Genomic DNA, 15,857 nt, shown 5'->3' with positions numbered 1-15,857 from the left:
GTGTGGAACATGCATGTAATACAACCGTATTACATTTCACGCTTCATTTGTTACAGGGTCACTGTCGTTAAGCAGCCAATCAACGGCAGGGTAGGTGAAACGAATATTCATTCTTTCATGACCGAGATCTAAAGCAAACACTCTCAGATAGTGCTGCGTACTTTTAAAATCCCGGTGGCCCATGTAGCCCTGAAGCGTCAGGGGTTCTACGCCGTTAATCGCCAGGTGCATCGCATAGCTGTGCCTGAACGTTTTTGGTGATATATCGGGTATGGAGAACCGGAGATCGCGCCTGTTGCATTCATCCAGAGCAGCATTGAGCCAGTTCCGGGCTGTATCATCGGTTATGTCCCATACAGGCTTTGTTGCGTGTCTGGTAAAGGTAGCAAGGCCATCCCTCAACCGTGATAAGAACGTGTCATCCAGGATTGGAACAGCTCGCTTGACGGGTTCCCTGGCTGAAGGTCGTCCGGGCCGGGGGCGAAGACGCTGTTTCAAGGTGTGCAACACAATAAATGGCCTGGTAGCGTTGAGCACAACATCCGCAGGCCTTAAAGCCAGTGCCTCATTAATCCTCGCCCCGGTATTCCAGAGCACGTCAAAAAGCAGGCGCTTACGCAGATCCGGGATAGCATCGAGGATAAGAGAAATTTCCGGCGCAAGCAGGTATTTAGGGTAGCCCGTTGTCGAGGCGGCAAGTTCCCTGAGAGCCAGCGCACGACGATAATCAGCATTCGTCATTGAAACAACGCTACGTGAATTCTGCGAAAACTCGCGGGGTAAAGTATTCAGAAATTAAATCTCCGCACCAGTGTAGTACAAATGTATTACATGCCACGTAAAAGCGTATCGTTGGCCTCAGTTACAGTCTAACCGGGTTTACTCTGGGTGATGTGAGGAAAAACTCTGCTGGCGGTAAATCGGATTCGGTTAAAGCCTCCGCTGCCGGAGTTTTACCGAACGTGCCGGGGCGCGGCACAGTCTACTTAACGCCCCCGGAAGGTAAATTAACCGCGCCCCGGCACTACATATAGTATGCGATTCAGCTGGCCGGTACACAAGATGTAGCGTTATCCACAGAAACGGTGGATAAGTCGCGGGGCAGGGGGGCGATTCGGCAGAATAGGGGTTTTACCGAATGCCCGGAGAGAAGCATAAAGCCTTGCCCATAACAGGCACATGTGCCTATACTGACAAAATAGGCACATGTGCCTACCCGCTAATCAACCGGAGAAAAGAACATGCAGGATGGCGTGGCAGTAATCAGGGTAAATAATATTGAAGTCGGCTCAATGCCAATATCACAATATGAAGAAATCGTTAAGTCAGTTAAAAAAGACTGGCGAACACGCGTCGCTGCTGTATTCAGTTACGTGGGGTTTGTCTGGAAATTTATAATCCGGTTATGGTCTTATTTCGTTCAGTGCTTTTCCGTCCTGTTTGCCTTGTTTATGCTCTATTCTCTTTTCCATCCTGCGGAAATAACGCAGTTTATTGATGAAATGCGCAGTTTGCCGTCAGAAAATATCGCTAACGGAATTCGCTCACTAACAAATATATGTATACTCGTGACAATCATGAGCTACGCTATCAGCTTCCTTTTAAAAGGAAGTCCTGTATTTGTCAGCGCTAGCGAAAATGCCATTAATAAGAAAATTCGTGAAGTAATGGAGGTTCCGGCAGAGGGGCAGGTTAGTATCACCTTCAAAAGGGATGGGCTGAACAGTGTCAGATAACAGGGCTGCATTTCTGGCGTTACTGGATGAATACGGGCTGACACAAGCCAGAGCCGCCTACCTGATTTGTGAATACACGCGCCGCCCCTGCTCCGTCAGAACAGTAAGATCATGGGTAAATGATCCTGACAAGCCAAGTTCCAGAAGTTGCCCGGATTGGGCTATTGTAGCGCTGACAGAGGCACTTAAAAGGAACAGTATTGAAATAATTCAGAAGGGGAGTTCCAATGAATAATTTACCGCAATATTGGAATTGGCGTTTTACCGAACGGCGGCAGAAAGGCGTAAAAAAACCGCCTTACGGCGGCTTTCATCATCAAGATAAATAATCTTTCGTCAGGCTGGAAATGAGTCGTTCCTGAGCATCAAGCGCAGATTTGGCAGAATGCTCCGCATCACGCAGTTCATTCTGATGTGCTTCACGCCTTGCTTCCTGCGCGTAACTGCCATCTGAACGTTCACTATCCCTTCTCATTTCACTGCGATAATTACTTCTGGCATTTTCATAATCAGATCGCAAACTAAATAAATTTTGTGTTTCTTTCAGAATGCGATCTTCTTTTTCTTTATCGCTCATATTTATTCCACCTAAATTAAATGAGTGCCATTTGTTGATTCTTAAGAAGAGACAACTTTTCAGAAAGCTTTATTTTTTCTTCGACTTTCTGAAGTGAAGGCGCCGACATGCGATTAATAAGATTATCAATATCCTTCGGCTCTTTAATAATGACAAACTCCTTTTCCTTATTAATGAACACGACTGAGTTTTTCTTTCTCGATAACAGCTCTAAGACGTTGCTTAACGTGCCCGGACTTTTGGTGTCCCACACCATAAGTCCATAATCCGCAGCCTCCGCCATTTTAATATCTTTTGCTGTAAAAAATGCGCGCGTGCCTGGTGCATGATCGGTATGTACTACGTTCACAGGCCAGGAACCCAGATTGTTGCGCGGTTTAGACGAGCTGCTGAATACGGTGGTTGCTCTGCACCCCATCTGTAACAGCTGCTGCTGAACGGATGAATCAACGCCTGTTGCATCGCCGACGACAACATTAAAATGCTGATCGACAATTTTTTTTAACCGCTCAACGATAAGCGGATCGAGTTTCTTGATGGTTATCGAGCCAGCAACGAATACAGTCGTCGTCATGGTTATCTCCAGGTTAGCGCCGCGACGTAGATATTATTAATTTTATTATAGCTGCGTAGCGCCGCACAAGCAGCCTCCATTGATGCGCCTGTGTGGTAGAGGTCATCTATCACTAAAACATTCCACCGCCCCTCATTCTCAATGATCTCTTCACAGGAAAAGCTGTCAGCAATGGCAGCAACTTTTTCCTCTTTGGTATTGAGATTCTTGAGCGATACGCCGCCAGCAGCCTTGAGCAGCATTGTCGTGAAACAGGGAACACCGGCTAACTGCGCCAGCGCCTGGGCCACTTCGGTTACGGGTTGACGCGCCCGGACGTTAGAAGCGGCCATAGGAACGATGAACCCGACCTTATCAAAGATGGGATAGGCGTTATCATAAAGGCACTGGGCCAGCGGCTGAACCTGATTCCAGTCCGAACGGTATTTAAGCTGAAATAAAGCCTCACCCACGTCCGTTCGGATGGTGTCATAAACGTTATGCCCGTACTCGTTCTGCCCTGTCACAACGCTGGACTTACTGTGTTTATCGAGAACGACACCTTTGTTCCAGTTACCCGCTATTTCTTTTAAATTCACGTTCATCGTATGCTCCTTCACACCGTTACAAGATGTGAACAAAGATACGATAACTGGGAGCATTCTTAAAGAAATCTTCAGGAATACGAAGTCCTAATTCACCGCAAACCGCGAATTGTTAGGAAAAAAATGATTTAATAAGACCTACTAAACAATCGGGCAAAAAAAGGAGGTAGTAACGTGCTTGATACGTTTTATGACGGGGTGAATTTTTTTAAAGCGTGGGTTTTTGCAGTCATTATTTGGGGGACGCTCTGCGTAGCGGTCTGGTACAACTTTTTCAGTGAGGCACGGCGTTCTTCGTTTCACGGTGGCGGCCTCTCAGACTTTATTGATCTGTTTCCTGACTGGCTGGTTAATGGCGTTCTGTCGGCATGGCTGGTCATCGGTACGTTCCCGTTTCTGAATTATATGGCAGATAAAGAGCAGTTTGGCAGTGTGGTAGGACGTGCAAGGGAAATGGGCCTTTTCGATGAGCGGCCGTGGTACGGTGTTGGCGGCTATCAGTTTCTGCCCGTGGTGCTAGTCCTGCTGATCAGCTACCTTATCCATCGCTATATTGTCGAATGAAACAGCCTTGAGCCAGTTTATCCGTTTATCATGCCGCTTAGTGAAGCGGCATTTTTGTTTAGTGATTAAGCGCTTGCCGGACGACGACAAAAAGGGATATTTGGTGAGTTAGCTCTTGAACTGGCAAGAAATGAGTTCGACTATCTTTCACCTTCTGAACGCGAAAACCAGAAGCAAGAGTTTATAGACGATGGCCTGTGTATGCATGGACTTGATCCTGACTGCTGTCCGTGCGGTTGCGGCATGTGAGTAAATTATCTAACGCGCAGGGAAAGGATCTAACATAACAGCACAAATGTAATACAAAAGTATTACATTACTGTGCGGAGCGTTAACGCCGCGTAATGGCAGGTGGATTGTTAATCCAGTAAACACTAAATAACCAGGCCAACGCGCTACATACGAGCATGATAAAGCCCAGGTTAAGCAGGCCAGCCGCTAACTGGCGATAGGTGCGATGCGACTTGGGAATATAGCGCAGACCTGCAAAGCCAGTGACAAGGAGAATAGGCGACAGTATAAACGGAAAAAACATAATATTATTCACCATCAGAAGCCCCCTTTTCATTGTAAGATTTTACAAAAGTGATTACATCGCTCATTCTAAACATGGGGGAATTGTGATTACCTTTTCCATAAGAAGGTTTTGGCAGCGCCAGACCATGCAACTTATCATTATTTCGGATGCAAAAAACCACTTCCCCAGGCGTAATACCTAGCATTTTTGAAAAGGCCTCAACGCTTACTAACATAATCCCTCCTTTATTCAAAATATTTTCAGCAATTAGATCTGGCTCTTGACTTTATGGTCTCATTAATTTCCATTACTGCCTCATGACCATTTTTAACGTGGGGTATAATAATTTCACTGGTTTTGGTGAATCTGTGGCCTACTCGCACACGATATGATTTTGTGGCCCAATTGATAAATCCAGTATAATAATTAGCATCAGATATATCGCGCCATATGGTTCCTACGACACCTTTAGTCCACGGAAAAATGCCACGATACATAAAAACACCATCTTGATTTAAATATAGTCTCAATGTTTTTGTGTAAATAAAGTCACATGATAATTTAATCAGCGCCATAAAAAAAATAAGATAGCCAGCCAGAGAAGCCAATTGATTAACTGATTGTGATAATGAAAAACCAATCAAAAAGAAAATTAGAAAAATGCCTACAGGTTTAATGTAAGCCATAATTGACATGCGATAAACTTTAGAATCATCACTATGAAAATTTAAATCTTCCATAACACCACCTATCATAAAAAGACGACATAACACAATAATTAACTATTCATCAGGACGTATAAGATCCAAAAACATTTTAGTAATCTGTCTTACACTATATGCAATGAACACTGCCATGAGAAACCTTATGCCAACAGCAACAGAAAATAAAGTGTCGGACGTGATAACCCCATTGATCCCTGCCAATGAAATAATCAACACACAAAAAACAAATGCTATAATTCCTGCTGTGTGTGCAATTTCACCTTTCAAAACTTTATTATTTTGCATTTATTAACCCTTGATTAAAGTTATCATTCCAAACTTCAAATGAAATGTTAGTATTGTTTAATGAGTTCCATTCTTTCCATGCATCTTGTTTCATTTTTAAAATAGAACTTCCATCTATAACAGGTATACCACCACGTCCCGGAGGGGTACTGTCAGAATCTAAGAGATCAAAATTATTACTCTGAACCTGCTGATTTAGCAGATACTGAGGCGTTGAAGGGGGAAGGGCGAACGAGAAATCCGCAACAAGCAGTGAACCCCAAACAACAAGAACCGCAGCGTGTCTATTCATTTTCATTGTCACTCCATATCAAACACACCCAGTACAGGCTTTATATCTGGAACGACTCGACCAGTTAACTCTAAAAAACGTCGCCAGATCCCGTAGGGTATTGTTTCATCACCATTGCGATAAGCGCGAATGCGGCGATCAGCTCCGCCACCGTGCAAGCCTAACAAATTTCCTAACTTCGCATCAGTACGGTAATCGCTAAAGTTATCTTTGACTTGATTGAACCAGGCATTAACTAATTCATGCTCTGGCGCAACCCAACCTTCATCCACAGTGAGATATATACGCGCATCAATGGCAGCGTAATTAACACCATCAGCTTTAGGAAATTCAACACCCAAAAGATTGCTTTTCAGAGTGGAAATAGAAGTTTCGGTATCTTTCTCAAGAATCATCTTGCGTTGCGCCTTCATGGAAGGAAGGGCGATCTCAATATTTTTATTCATCATTTTCACCTTTATATTAAATATTTACTCCTTGATTGAGGGGGGGGGCTTCCCCCCCCCTTTTAGCGCGGAATCAGAGCGATATTTCTAACGTCTGAAACCTTGATGTTAACCAAACTCAAAGAACCCGTTGCTAATGGCTCCCACATGCCAGAACTATGCAAATGTAAGAGGCAATAATAAAGGTAACGCGACATGACCAAATCAGTTCTTGTTACCTTTATTCCAATGCTTTCAGGATTGAACTCATAGGATGGTAAGCCAACGGTTTTTAAAGAGCCTCGACGTACTATCCAGAAATCCGCTTCAGGGTAGTTCGTCTTGATGGTTGCAACATCAGAAAGTTTCATTACGTTCCTCAGAGGGCTTAGCCTTCTCAGAACGAGTGGCTTTCTGTCGCCCCCGCAGGAATAATATTAGGCGAAAAACGCCTAATATTCAACTATTATACTAATTTTTATGAAAAAATTGCTTACCAGCGCCTTATCAGGCTCGGTCAACCCCTCAGCCACCGTAAAACAAGTTTACGATAGCTTCACGGTTTCATAATTTACTGTGCGCAAAATGTAATACATGCGTATTACAAGTGTTCTTTTATCGTGGTCAGTATTTCGTCTGGATCTAAATCATCCAGGATATAGAGCGCGGCACGTATCAATGTCGTATCAGTGATGTTTTTAGTTGTGAGTAACTGCACACGCTCAACAATATCCCTGCATAGCATCTTTTCAGCTGCTGTGAATCGGACCGTCTTAGGCTTTTCTGAGGTCGTTACATTCCTGTGTACACGCACAGATGAAAGCTGTTTTTTTTCAGGTGCCTTACCTTCCACTGATTGCGCTGGAGCTATTGCCTTTGCAGGTCTTGCTACTTTCTTACTGGACATTATTCTCTATCCTTTTTGCTTTTCAGAATATCAATTAGCTCTCTTGCTAAGTTACGATAGTCATTTAAAGCAAGCGATCCACGGTTATAAACTGATAACGGCTCATAGCGAACCTGAGCCTGAGCGATACTTTCATCGGCTCTGATTCTTGTTTTCAAAATATGATTCATAACGCGTGGATTATTTACTAATTCATCATGTAAAAATTCATTCATGATTTTTTTGGACGCATTGTATTCATTTCTGAATACACTGAAATTATTAAAATCGCCTTCTCTAACTTCGTTTACAAAATCCAGAACCACCTCAAGCCCAGTCAATGCGAAACTACCGCCATCAATAGGAATTAAAATATGATCTGCTGCATATACTGCATTTGATGTTGAAAGATTCAAACCCGGCGCACAGTCGATGATTATGTAATCATAATCGTCCATGATAGGTTGCATGGCTCGATGTAAAATCTTTTCTCGATGGTGTCGTGTCAGGCAATTGTCTAACACGCGCTCAAATGAAGGATCTGAAGGTAAGAGAAAAAGATTTTCAATTTCTTCATCACTATCATCGCCTTTAGGGATGACCGCTGGAACAATAGCCTTGCGAATATCAAATCGCTGATTACTGTACACATCGCAAATTGTATTGCCAAACTGTGAATAGTATTTTCTTCCGCGAGCTAAAACCTCTGTAGCGTTAGCCTGCTGATCACTGTCAATAAGCAATACTTTATTGCCCTGCTTCGCTAATTCGTGCGCAACATTGGTATCGGTTGATGTTTTCCCCGAACCGCCTTTGTTATTTGTAGTTGCAATAATTTTCGCTGTCATGGTTTCAATCCTTGTTATCTGGAAGATTATCGAGGTTGTAGCTCTGAGCGCCGCTGGCGTTCCCATTGTTCTTATCGGTGATCGGCAGGATTACCAGCTTCCCACTGACAGCAACACCGGGGGTTATTTCGATGTTGTAGCCATCACCCTGTTTGTGCTTAAACGCCGTGCCGACACGATGCCATAACGTTTTTTCTTCTCTATCTTGAGTAGCCTCAAGTTTCTGAGTAACGAAAACACCAAACATGCCATACCTCCGCTGACAAACAATGAAGTACAAATGTAATACGTGTGTATTACATTAAAATACACACTTCTAATGTGCAAGCTGATTTTGCTTTTATTTTGATGCAGACCTTAAAAAATTGTCTGTCAGAAGATGGCAGTAACAGCCGCAGCTGAAGGAGTGGTGATGGCATTTTTGCGACCGGCCAGCTGATAAATGATTGCACTGTGTAAAGCAGCTGACGGGCGAACAAGAGCATACGTTATGGCAAAAAAAAACCCGGCGCATTGCACCGGGTTCATATAAGTCATGCACTAAGGCAATGAACGAGTTGTCAGCTTGAACTGACGAGATTGCAGGCTTAGTGGGCGAACAGCAGCACCTTTAGTTCCAGCAGAGATTGAATCTTGAGAGTGATCTCAATTCCCCGCGCTGTAACTGCAATGCTGGTGACTTCCACTTTCATCAAAATTGATGAAAATGAGACTGACAACATACTGAAGTTTTCAGGTATGAAGGCAAGCCATTGACGCCAGGCAGAGAGCTTTGCTTTAAGGGTTTTAGATTCAAAGATAATGTTGGTCATAAGTGCTCCGAATGAAGCACGTAACCAGCGCCGAAGCGCAGGAAACGCACTCCGACAGGTTATAAGGATCACAGCCAGTCATAGTCCTCATTATCTGGCAAAATCATATTAACCCTATGCGGAATTTTTACAATCATCATAAGACGTTTCTGATACTGGTCAGATGTTCATGACAGAAAACCTAAACCAGAATGAAAAAACCCAGCTTTATGCTGGGTTAGTTTGATTAGTCAATTGCACCAAATATTTTCCCGGCCTCTTGGTGGTCCAGGGCAAATTCTCTTAGCAAATGAAAGAGTTCAGCAAATGGTTTTGCATAGCTGAAAGAAAGTTTACTGAAAACCAGTAGACAGACGGCAATGCCAGCAGCTTCAGCAGACATTACCCCTTCATAACCGTTTCCATGCCAATAACAGTCGTATTCATTCGATCTATCATCACCAGGCATCATAAAACAGCCGCCATTGCTAAGTTCAAAGAACTGCCATTTACCGCCGCAATAATCGTCTGAGAGAGAACTCATGTGATCAAAGATTTCACGTTCAGCCAGGAGAAAAAATCTACCAAAGTGTTTTGGCAAAAATTTCATTCTCTGACGTTCGTTGATTACGTTTGCCGATACAGCTGTAGGTTCAGAAAGAAAATTGGTCATATATGCTCCATAAGAGCATGTAACCCGCGCTGAAGCGCAGGTTACACGCTTCAACAAGGTACGAGGGTTTCAGTCGGTCTTTACCCTCATGATCCGACATAGGCATTTTAGCTTCATATCTGGTTATTACAATCGCGCTTAATGCACCTGTATGCGTCTGTATGAGGTTTTATGAAAGGCAACCGTGTATATCATCCATTTTCTGCTAATCGTGAATTGCCGGGCCTTACAGAGCTTTATATGGCTTTTCACCCCCCCTCCCTGTTAAGCCGGGTTTTGCGAAGCCTCAGTTTTCTCAGCAATGAAGAAGGTTGATGGTCGGAGACGAAAGGAATGTTCAGCAATCCTCTGTGTTGATTATTGGGATCGATCGCTGATGATTTTCACTTTTGCCCATCGTTTACGATGGGAGCTACCTATGAGATCTGAGCGGCTTGGCCTTGGGCCAATGCAAGCGAAGTCATTAATCTGACTGTCCACAGGGCAGGCAGCGAGTAGGTCTTATTTTTAATAGATATTTAAAACAAGAAGTTTAAAAGACTTCACGCACATTGAAACCTCAGCGGATAGAACCCAACAGAGCTAGTCCCACGCACTTTACTGTACATAACTAATTTTCTCGTAAAAAACGGGCGCGGTTGTGGTGATCTGCAATGCAAATTAGCTTGAGTTCGCCTCTCACATGCGGCGAACACCAGACGTGTTGTGTGAATTTCATACAAAGATTTACTACAGACGTGCGAAACCCTCCGGCGTTCGTCGGAGGGTTTTAGGAAAGAAAGGTTTAGGCTGCTAATCGGGTGTAGTTGCCCCTAGATTGGATCATACGCTGCTTAACTCTACGCTCGATCTCAGCATCAGCTGCTGTTCGGTCAATAGGGAAAGTGCCAGCGGCTATCTCTTTCGTCAGTTCCCGTCTTACAAGGTTCTGAATCTCTGAGCGGGTGCGTTCAGCATCGCGCAAGGCTTTTGCACGGCGTTCGCCTTGCTGCTTACGTTTTAGATGATAGCCATAGAATCGCTTGCGCATGGCTCCCCAGGCTTCCTCTATGTTCTCTTCCAGGCTCAACTCTGGTAAGCCCTGCTCTTTACGTTGCATATTCTTGTAAGCATGACGTGATCGGCAAGCGCCCTCTACGGCGCGTTCTGAAATGTCCAGCGCACGGAAAAAGTCGGGCAGGAATGAAATATCAGTAGGGAAATTACAGCCCAGCGTGGCGCAGAATTCAGTCTTGTAAGTAATCAGTCCCATATCCCGTAGGGCTTCAAGCGCACGAGTAGCGCGTGAAATGCTCACGTTCGTATGCGTGTCATGAACTGTTTCTGTAGCGAGGCCACACTCAATAGCAAGGTTCGTCATGGTGACGTTAACCCTGTTAGCAAGCGGATCATAGTGGAAGCAAATTCCCTGTAGCAGCGCTTCTATGGCCTGCAAGCGCGCTCTAGGTGGCATACGCTTGCGCAGCCCTCTTTGACGGGCAAACGCAATGTGAATAGCAAAGGCAAAGGTAGCGGTAAACCCTTTTGCGGCTGCCATCATTTTTTCATTAAACGAAAGCGTATCTTTGCCTTCAGGCGGCACAAATTCAGGATTGTCATTCTTTGGGCGACCAGGTCGCAGCGGTAATGAAATATTCTCAGACACGCCCGCCTGCGCTTATGGCGGGCAGGGGTTGATTTGGGGAGTGCATACGCTATAATCCTTCTTAGGTTTATGCCTAGCCCCGATTGTCATGTCCGCTCGCCAAAGTAGAGCATGACCTTCGGGGTTTAGTTTTTTTGGGCCTTCGTAGCCCGTCCTGAGTACCTTCCGGCGTACCCTACCCGTATAATTCATTGGTGTCTTAGACACACTTCAAGTACACACTTTAGCACAGGTAGCGAGAGATCGAAACATCGCTAAAAATCAGTCAAGTTTACGGTGTACTTACATTACGATTTCAAAAAACTTCGTTAGAGATCAGCGTAATGTGCTATAGTCACCGAGCTGGCATTAGACGAAAAAGCTAGCTGAAACGTCTATCTTAACCATCGTGAGCACCGCTATTGAGGTGCCACATGGCCCTCATAGTGTGCTGCTATCTAACAGGAGTACACGTCTTATGCAGAACTCACTGCTAAATAAAAATCTCGAGATTGTTCAAAGCACCCATATTATGGAACGCTTAACCACTCTCACCTCTGTAAGTAACCTTAGTTACTTCATCGAAACCAACTGGAAAAACCGCTTCTTCATCTTCAAAAACGATGAAATTGCTCCAGGTGTGTTTTACCGGACTTGGATCTGTGACGGCTGCTACATTGAAGCCATCATTGATAATGCTGATTTCGATCATCAATCTCAGTCAGTAAGACTCAACTGCTACAAATTTTTCCCTGGTACGCTCTTTAAAGAAGTCGAAGATTTCGCACTTCAATTAAGAGCACATTACGTTAACGCGTAATTTACAGAAGGACAGCTGATGCTGTCCTTTTTTCTGCCTGTAGATCTATCAACTATCCCTAAGATAATCAACGATATTTTTTAAAATGTAATACATAAGTATTGCAAATGTAATACCTATGGACTACACACTAGAAGTATATCCTTTGATCATCAGGATCTTAGAAAAGATCCTATCTATCTCACCCTTATCGAAGCTGTACCCCTGCGAATAAAAAAATTATCGTCAAGGCAAGGCTGAGTGAATAATGCTTTACCCTCCGAGACTTAAAACGGGGGATGAAAGCAACGATAATTGCATAGAGGACAGGCGCTAAAGCGAGATAGGTAAAGATTTGAGACATAGTAATATCCTTCATAAGCAACGCTGACGCGTACAGGCTGAGGCGTACCGCAGCTTGCGAGGAACGAACAGCCTGTGCAAGGAAGCGGAATAGTTTAACCAGTTATGATGGCAATCGCAGCTTCCCGGATAAGGCAGATGCTATCGATAATTTGATGGCCAGTCGAAAAACTGCAATCACAATAGTGCGCGTTCCGGCAGTAGCTGTTGCGTTAACTGCAATCATTTTCAAAAAGCCGGCGCCGGATTTTGCTATCAAAGGGCTAACCCAATTTTGTTACAGGGTTAACCCACAAATCCGTTTACTGCTTTTGGTGAGTATGGCGCCACTTCCACGGCTCCACGGCTCCAGGTGCAGACCAAAGACCAACTTTATTGGATTTAGCCTTACTCTCAAGATCAGCGGCGATTGTGTCAGTCGGCTTATTGTCGAACCTGTACGCCCATGCCAGCCCTGAAGACACCATCTCATAGTTGACATAAATCGGATAGGTTGTGACAGAGGCAGGGAGGGGCACATTAACGACAAGTTGTCCCAGGCTTCTTCCGTAACGATCGACACTGTTACTGATTACATCTACTTGCCTGTTGCCTACCAGATTGAGCAAATGTTGTTTGGCCTTGGTGCCGAACGGCTGTCCTGACTCTGGCGCATCGATGCCAATCAAACGAACCCGTTCAGGACGTCCGTTATTCAGGACTTCAACCGTATCGCCGTCTAATACTTTGACCACTTTGCCTGTAAAATCGGCATACACCCCTTTAGACAAGCATAGAAGAAACAAAATCTGGCTGTATTTCGCTATCCTAGCTTTAATCATTTTACCATCCCCCATGCTTGCTGTGGCACTTTATCCCAGACAGTTCCAAATATGATTTCCGCTTTGCGGTGATCATAAGCTCCAATGAATGCTAATTGGTCGCAGTCAGGTATTTTGTCTCTCATATGTTCATAAAGCCTTTCCACTGAATCAAGTTTTAAGCATTTCCTAAATTTATAAAGGTACTCAATTCTATTCATCATCCTTCCTGTTAATTTCCCGCGCCATTAACACCTAACTGAGGGATTTCATTAAATTTTGAATTAACGTTATGACCTAACACTCTTTTTAACTGATTAATATCATCCATGTCTGGCTGATAACCGTATACGAATATTGCATTGGAATTTGCCGTTAACCAGATGGCTCGTTTGAATGAATAATCACCTTCAACCTTCAGTGTTCTCCAGTGCGAAGATTTAGCTTGAGAGATAATCATGTCTATAGTTGGCTGGCTGACACTTTCAGCCTCGATTTCAGTGATCCCGTTATAAACGGCATTTTTAGCAAATGCTGGCACGGACACAACAGAGAGGCATATCATTAATGCTTTAATCATGACTTATCTTTACCTTTTAATAGTGGCTTCCCTTTTTCTTCAGGGAAGAAAGACTTGCAAGGGTTTGTAGTGTCAAAAAGGCCAGAGCAAGCCCAGTAATATTTACCTTCTTCTTTCTTATCTTTTATACGTTTCAACTGACGAGAACATTTAGGGCAGGTTGTGGCTTTGAGTTCTCGCGCTTTTTTTGCATCGGCTTTAGCCTTAACAACGCCTTCTGTGTCCGGGGAACCTTTATGATCCGGGAAAGTAACAGTACATTGCGGCTCGTCTCTGAATCCGCTACAAGACCAAAAATCACCGTTTTTCCCTTTTAATAATCGTAATTTTTTTCCGCATTCCGGGCATGAATAGCTGGCAAGCTCAATGGTTATATTTTTGAGGTTGTCTATTTGTTGGCTAACAAATGTCTCTACCTTAGCCAGGAAAGCATCTACCGTGATCTGACCTTCTCTGATCAATCCCTGCTCGATAGACCAGAGTGCCGTCATGTCAGGAACAACAGCAATCCGAGGTAATGCATCATAAAAATCTTCACCTGCTTTTGTAGGAATGATCTTCTTTCGCTCTATGGTGAAATAGCCACGTTGTTTAAGCGTGTCAAAAATACCTGAGCGTGTAGCAGGTGTACCAATGCCCGCATTGTCTTCACCTCGCTCTTTATCCCTTTTCGCAAAAGCCTCACGTAATCTTTCATCTTCAACATATTTTTTTACTTGCGGTAGATCAGCAAGCAAAGTAGGTTCAGTATAAAGCTCCGGCGCGGTTGTCTTGCCTTTCTCAATTCTGAATTCAATTGAAGTCAAAACATCATCAGCTTCGAAAATATTTAAAATATCAAAATAAGAATTTTCATCTTCACTGTCATCATCATCAGAAAAAATTTCTGACCAACCGCGCTCAGTTACCTTTGAAGATTTAGACTCAAAATAAAAATCTCCGTTGCTAATCATTAAGGAAATCTTTTCCTTAATCTTATCAGGGTAGAATTGCGCAATGTATATTTTTGATAGCTCTATATATACAGCCATTTCAGCTTTTGAAAGTTCTTTAGGATTCGTTGGAACGGGAATGATAGCCGTATGAGCGGATATTTTTTTATCATTAACGGCACGACTTTTCTTATTGGTGTCGGCATTTTTTATTAACGGTAAAAGATCAGGCGCAATTTTCGCTATTGTCTCTAGGGTTTCGCCTGCTGCTTCCCATTGCTCGGTAGATATGTAGGAATTGTCAGTTCGCGGATAGCTTGCAGCTTTATGAGTTTCATAAAGAGTTTGCGCGCATTTATCTACATCCTTCGAACTCATACCTGATAGCTTTCCCATATGGATTTGTAAGGAAAGCAGACTCATTAGCAACGGAGACTTACTAACTTGAGGCGATTGCTCCTTTTCCACTATAGAAAATTGAGTACCTTTAAGACGACTGATAAGCGCATCAGCGTAATCTTTATTGACTATGCGTCCTTTGTCATCAGTTGGTGCTGAGTCAGGAACGGACAGCTCGGCTGAAAAAGTTTTTCCTTTTGCTTTTACATCAGCAATGATGCGATAGAAATCGCTGGCAACAAAATCGCGGCGAGCGCGTGCTCTGGAGACGATTAGGCCATGAATGGCAGTTTGTACACGACCTACAGACAGGAGGCCGGTATAGCCCGACTCCTGCGCCTTCAGGGTATATGCCTGAGTCATGTTGATGCCATAAATCAGATCTGCGCCACTTCGAGCAAGTGCTGTGTGCCTTAAACCAGCAAACTCTTTATTAGGTTTCAGTTTGGACAGGGATTTTTGCACTGCTTTTTCATTCACGTCTGCAATAAGCACACGATATACATTATCGGCGTCAGGATTAACACCGTAGTAATCCAGAATTTCATCGATTAACAGCTGACCTTCTTCATCGGGATCGCCAGCATTAATAATGACTTTAGCCTGTTGTAAAAGTCGCCCAATAATTTCAAGCTGTGGACGGGTCTCTTCAACCGGAACTAACTCAAGCGGCGTGAATTTATAGGGTAAATTTTCAAACTTCCACTTCTTAAATTCAGGGTTTATTTCATCAGGCATTTTGTTTCTTAGAATATGCCCACGACTCCATGTTATGAACTTATCCCCTATTTTATAGTAACCGTTCTTTTTTTCAGCGTTTCCGCCTATACCATCCACGATAGCTCTAGCCAGTGAAGGCTTCTCTGCAATAAATAGTTTCATA

At 43.7% G+C, this 15,857-nt stretch carries 24 protein-coding genes; 3 read left to right on the top strand and 21 right to left on the bottom strand.

Going from position 1 to position 15,857, the window contains the following annotated elements; all coding sequences use genetic code 11:
* Window positions 1-36: 36 nt before the first annotated feature.
* Complete coding sequence (locus tag HX773_RS24655) at window positions 37-792, bottom strand: tyrosine-type recombinase/integrase (RefSeq protein ID WP_176973697.1); 756 nt, start codon at window positions 790-792, stop codon at window positions 37-39.
* Between the two features lie 449 nt (window positions 793-1,241).
* Between HX773_RS24655 and HX773_RS24650 the strand changes: the two genes are divergently transcribed.
* Window positions 1,242-1,736 carry a hypothetical protein gene (locus tag HX773_RS24650; protein ID WP_176973696.1) on the top strand — a complete coding sequence of 165 codons (495 nt, stop codon included), beginning with the start codon at window positions 1,242-1,244 and terminating at the stop codon, window positions 1,734-1,736.
* 316 nt (window positions 1,737-2,052) lie between these two features.
* Here the strand turns inward: HX773_RS24650 and HX773_RS24645 are convergent, their stop codons facing one another.
* From HX773_RS24645 to HX773_RS24635, 3 genes are read right to left on the bottom strand one after another with little or no spacing between them, the layout of a single operon-like run.
* A complete protein-coding gene (locus HX773_RS24645; protein ID WP_176973695.1) occupies window positions 2,053-2,313 on the bottom strand; it encodes a hypothetical protein in 261 nt (86 codons plus the stop codon).
* Window positions 2,314-2,329: 16 nt separating this feature from the next.
* A complete protein-coding gene (locus tag HX773_RS24640; RefSeq protein WP_176973694.1) occupies window positions 2,330-2,887 on the bottom strand; it encodes a hypothetical protein in 558 nt (185 codons plus the stop codon).
* Between the two features lie 2 nt (window positions 2,888-2,889).
* Complete coding sequence (locus HX773_RS24635; RefSeq protein WP_176973693.1) at window positions 2,890-3,471, bottom strand: ComF family protein; 582 nt, start codon at window positions 3,469-3,471, stop codon at window positions 2,890-2,892.
* Window positions 3,472-3,645: 174 nt separating this feature from the next.
* Between HX773_RS24635 and HX773_RS24630 the strand changes: the two genes are divergently transcribed.
* The gene (locus tag HX773_RS24630; protein ID WP_176973692.1) at window positions 3,646-4,035 is read left to right on the top strand and encodes a hypothetical protein; all 390 of its coding nucleotides are present in this window, start codon (window positions 3,646-3,648) and stop codon (window positions 4,033-4,035) included.
* Between the two features lie 331 nt (window positions 4,036-4,366).
* Here the strand turns inward: HX773_RS24630 and HX773_RS24625 are convergent, their stop codons facing one another.
* From HX773_RS24625 to repA, 13 genes are all read right to left on the bottom strand, one after another.
* The gene (locus tag HX773_RS24625; RefSeq protein WP_176973691.1) at window positions 4,367-4,585 is read right to left on the bottom strand and encodes a hypothetical protein; all 219 of its coding nucleotides are present in this window, start codon (window positions 4,583-4,585) and stop codon (window positions 4,367-4,369) included.
* Complete coding sequence (locus HX773_RS24620; protein WP_176973690.1) at window positions 4,575-4,787, bottom strand: hypothetical protein; 213 nt, start codon at window positions 4,785-4,787, stop codon at window positions 4,575-4,577. Before HX773_RS24620 ends, HX773_RS24625 begins: the two co-directional genes overlap by 11 nt.
* A gap of 25 nt (window positions 4,788-4,812) precedes the next feature.
* Window positions 4,813-5,292 (bottom strand): hypothetical protein, encoded by a 480-nt coding sequence (locus HX773_RS24615; RefSeq protein WP_176973689.1) that lies wholly within the window; start codon window positions 5,290-5,292, stop codon window positions 4,813-4,815.
* A 42-nt stretch (window positions 5,293-5,334) separates the two neighbouring features.
* On the bottom strand, window positions 5,335-5,562 hold the full coding sequence (locus tag HX773_RS24610; RefSeq protein WP_176973688.1) for a hypothetical protein: 228 nt from the start codon (window positions 5,560-5,562) through the stop codon (window positions 5,335-5,337).
* The gene (locus HX773_RS24605) at window positions 5,552-5,860 is read right to left on the bottom strand and encodes a hypothetical protein (protein WP_176973687.1); all 309 of its coding nucleotides are present in this window, start codon (window positions 5,858-5,860) and stop codon (window positions 5,552-5,554) included. The genes HX773_RS24610 and HX773_RS24605 overlap by 11 nt, the downstream gene beginning before the upstream one ends.
* 2 nt (window positions 5,861-5,862) lie before the next feature.
* On the bottom strand, window positions 5,863-6,300 hold the full coding sequence (locus HX773_RS24600) for a hypothetical protein (protein WP_255433319.1): 438 nt from the start codon (window positions 6,298-6,300) through the stop codon (window positions 5,863-5,865).
* A gap of 62 nt (window positions 6,301-6,362) precedes the next feature.
* Window positions 6,363-6,650: a hypothetical protein gene (locus HX773_RS24595; RefSeq protein ID WP_176973685.1), complete on the bottom strand. Its 288-nt coding sequence runs from the start codon at window positions 6,648-6,650 to the stop codon at window positions 6,363-6,365.
* Between the two features lie 230 nt (window positions 6,651-6,880).
* The gene (locus HX773_RS24590; RefSeq protein ID WP_176973684.1) at window positions 6,881-7,186 is read right to left on the bottom strand and encodes a hypothetical protein; all 306 of its coding nucleotides are present in this window, start codon (window positions 7,184-7,186) and stop codon (window positions 6,881-6,883) included.
* A complete protein-coding gene (locus HX773_RS24585; protein ID WP_255433318.1) occupies window positions 7,186-8,013 on the bottom strand; it encodes a ParA family protein in 828 nt (275 codons plus the stop codon). Before HX773_RS24585 ends, HX773_RS24590 begins: the two co-directional genes overlap by 1 nt.
* A gap of 4 nt (window positions 8,014-8,017) precedes the next feature.
* Window positions 8,018-8,260 (bottom strand): hypothetical protein, encoded by a 243-nt coding sequence (locus HX773_RS24580; protein ID WP_176973682.1) that lies wholly within the window; start codon window positions 8,258-8,260, stop codon window positions 8,018-8,020.
* A gap of 340 nt (window positions 8,261-8,600) precedes the next feature.
* A complete protein-coding gene (locus HX773_RS24575; RefSeq protein WP_176973681.1) occupies window positions 8,601-8,825 on the bottom strand; it encodes a hypothetical protein in 225 nt (74 codons plus the stop codon).
* A 226-nt stretch (window positions 8,826-9,051) separates the two neighbouring features.
* Window positions 9,052-9,477 (bottom strand): antirestriction protein, encoded by a 426-nt coding sequence (locus tag HX773_RS24570; RefSeq protein WP_176973680.1) that lies wholly within the window; start codon window positions 9,475-9,477, stop codon window positions 9,052-9,054.
* A gap of 784 nt (window positions 9,478-10,261) precedes the next feature.
* Window positions 10,262-11,122 carry a plasmid replication initiator RepA gene (repA, locus tag HX773_RS24565; protein ID WP_176973679.1) on the bottom strand — a complete coding sequence of 287 codons (861 nt, stop codon included), beginning with the start codon at window positions 11,120-11,122 and terminating at the stop codon, window positions 10,262-10,264.
* A gap of 457 nt (window positions 11,123-11,579) precedes the next feature.
* Between repA and HX773_RS24560 the strand changes: the two genes are divergently transcribed.
* Window positions 11,580-11,921 carry a hypothetical protein gene (locus HX773_RS24560; protein ID WP_176973678.1) on the top strand — a complete coding sequence of 114 codons (342 nt, stop codon included), beginning with the start codon at window positions 11,580-11,582 and terminating at the stop codon, window positions 11,919-11,921.
* Window positions 11,922-12,565: 644 nt separating this feature from the next.
* On the opposite strand, the gene HX773_RS24555 is transcribed toward HX773_RS24560, so the two are convergent.
* Genes HX773_RS24555 through HX773_RS24540 form a run of 4 tightly spaced genes read right to left on the bottom strand, consistent with a single transcriptional unit; the run spans window position 12,566 to window position 15,856 of the window.
* The gene (locus tag HX773_RS24555) at window positions 12,566-13,084 is read right to left on the bottom strand and encodes a thermonuclease family protein (RefSeq protein WP_176973677.1); all 519 of its coding nucleotides are present in this window, start codon (window positions 13,082-13,084) and stop codon (window positions 12,566-12,568) included.
* Window positions 13,081-13,284, bottom strand: coding sequence for an Hha/YmoA family nucleoid-associated regulatory protein (locus HX773_RS24550; RefSeq protein ID WP_255433317.1), 204 nt, complete (start codon window positions 13,282-13,284; stop codon window positions 13,081-13,083). The genes HX773_RS24555 and HX773_RS24550 overlap by 4 nt, the downstream gene beginning before the upstream one ends.
* Window positions 13,285-13,295: 11 nt before the next feature.
* Window positions 13,296-13,643, bottom strand: a complete 348-nt coding sequence (locus HX773_RS24545) for a hypothetical protein (protein WP_176973675.1) — start codon at window positions 13,641-13,643, stop codon at window positions 13,296-13,298.
* Entirely contained in the window at window positions 13,640-15,856 is a 2,217-nt protein-coding gene (locus tag HX773_RS24540; RefSeq protein ID WP_176973674.1) for a DNA topoisomerase, read from the bottom strand. Before HX773_RS24540 ends, HX773_RS24545 begins: the two co-directional genes overlap by 4 nt.
* Window position 15,857 lies beyond the last annotated feature (1 nt).

The organism is Pantoea sp. B9002 (assembly GCF_013385945.1).
Taxonomy (GTDB): Bacteria; Pseudomonadota; Gammaproteobacteria; order Enterobacterales; family Enterobacteriaceae; genus Pantoea.
The sequence above is the reverse complement of the archived record's forward strand: the minus strand, read 5'-3'. Positions and strand labels throughout refer to the sequence as shown.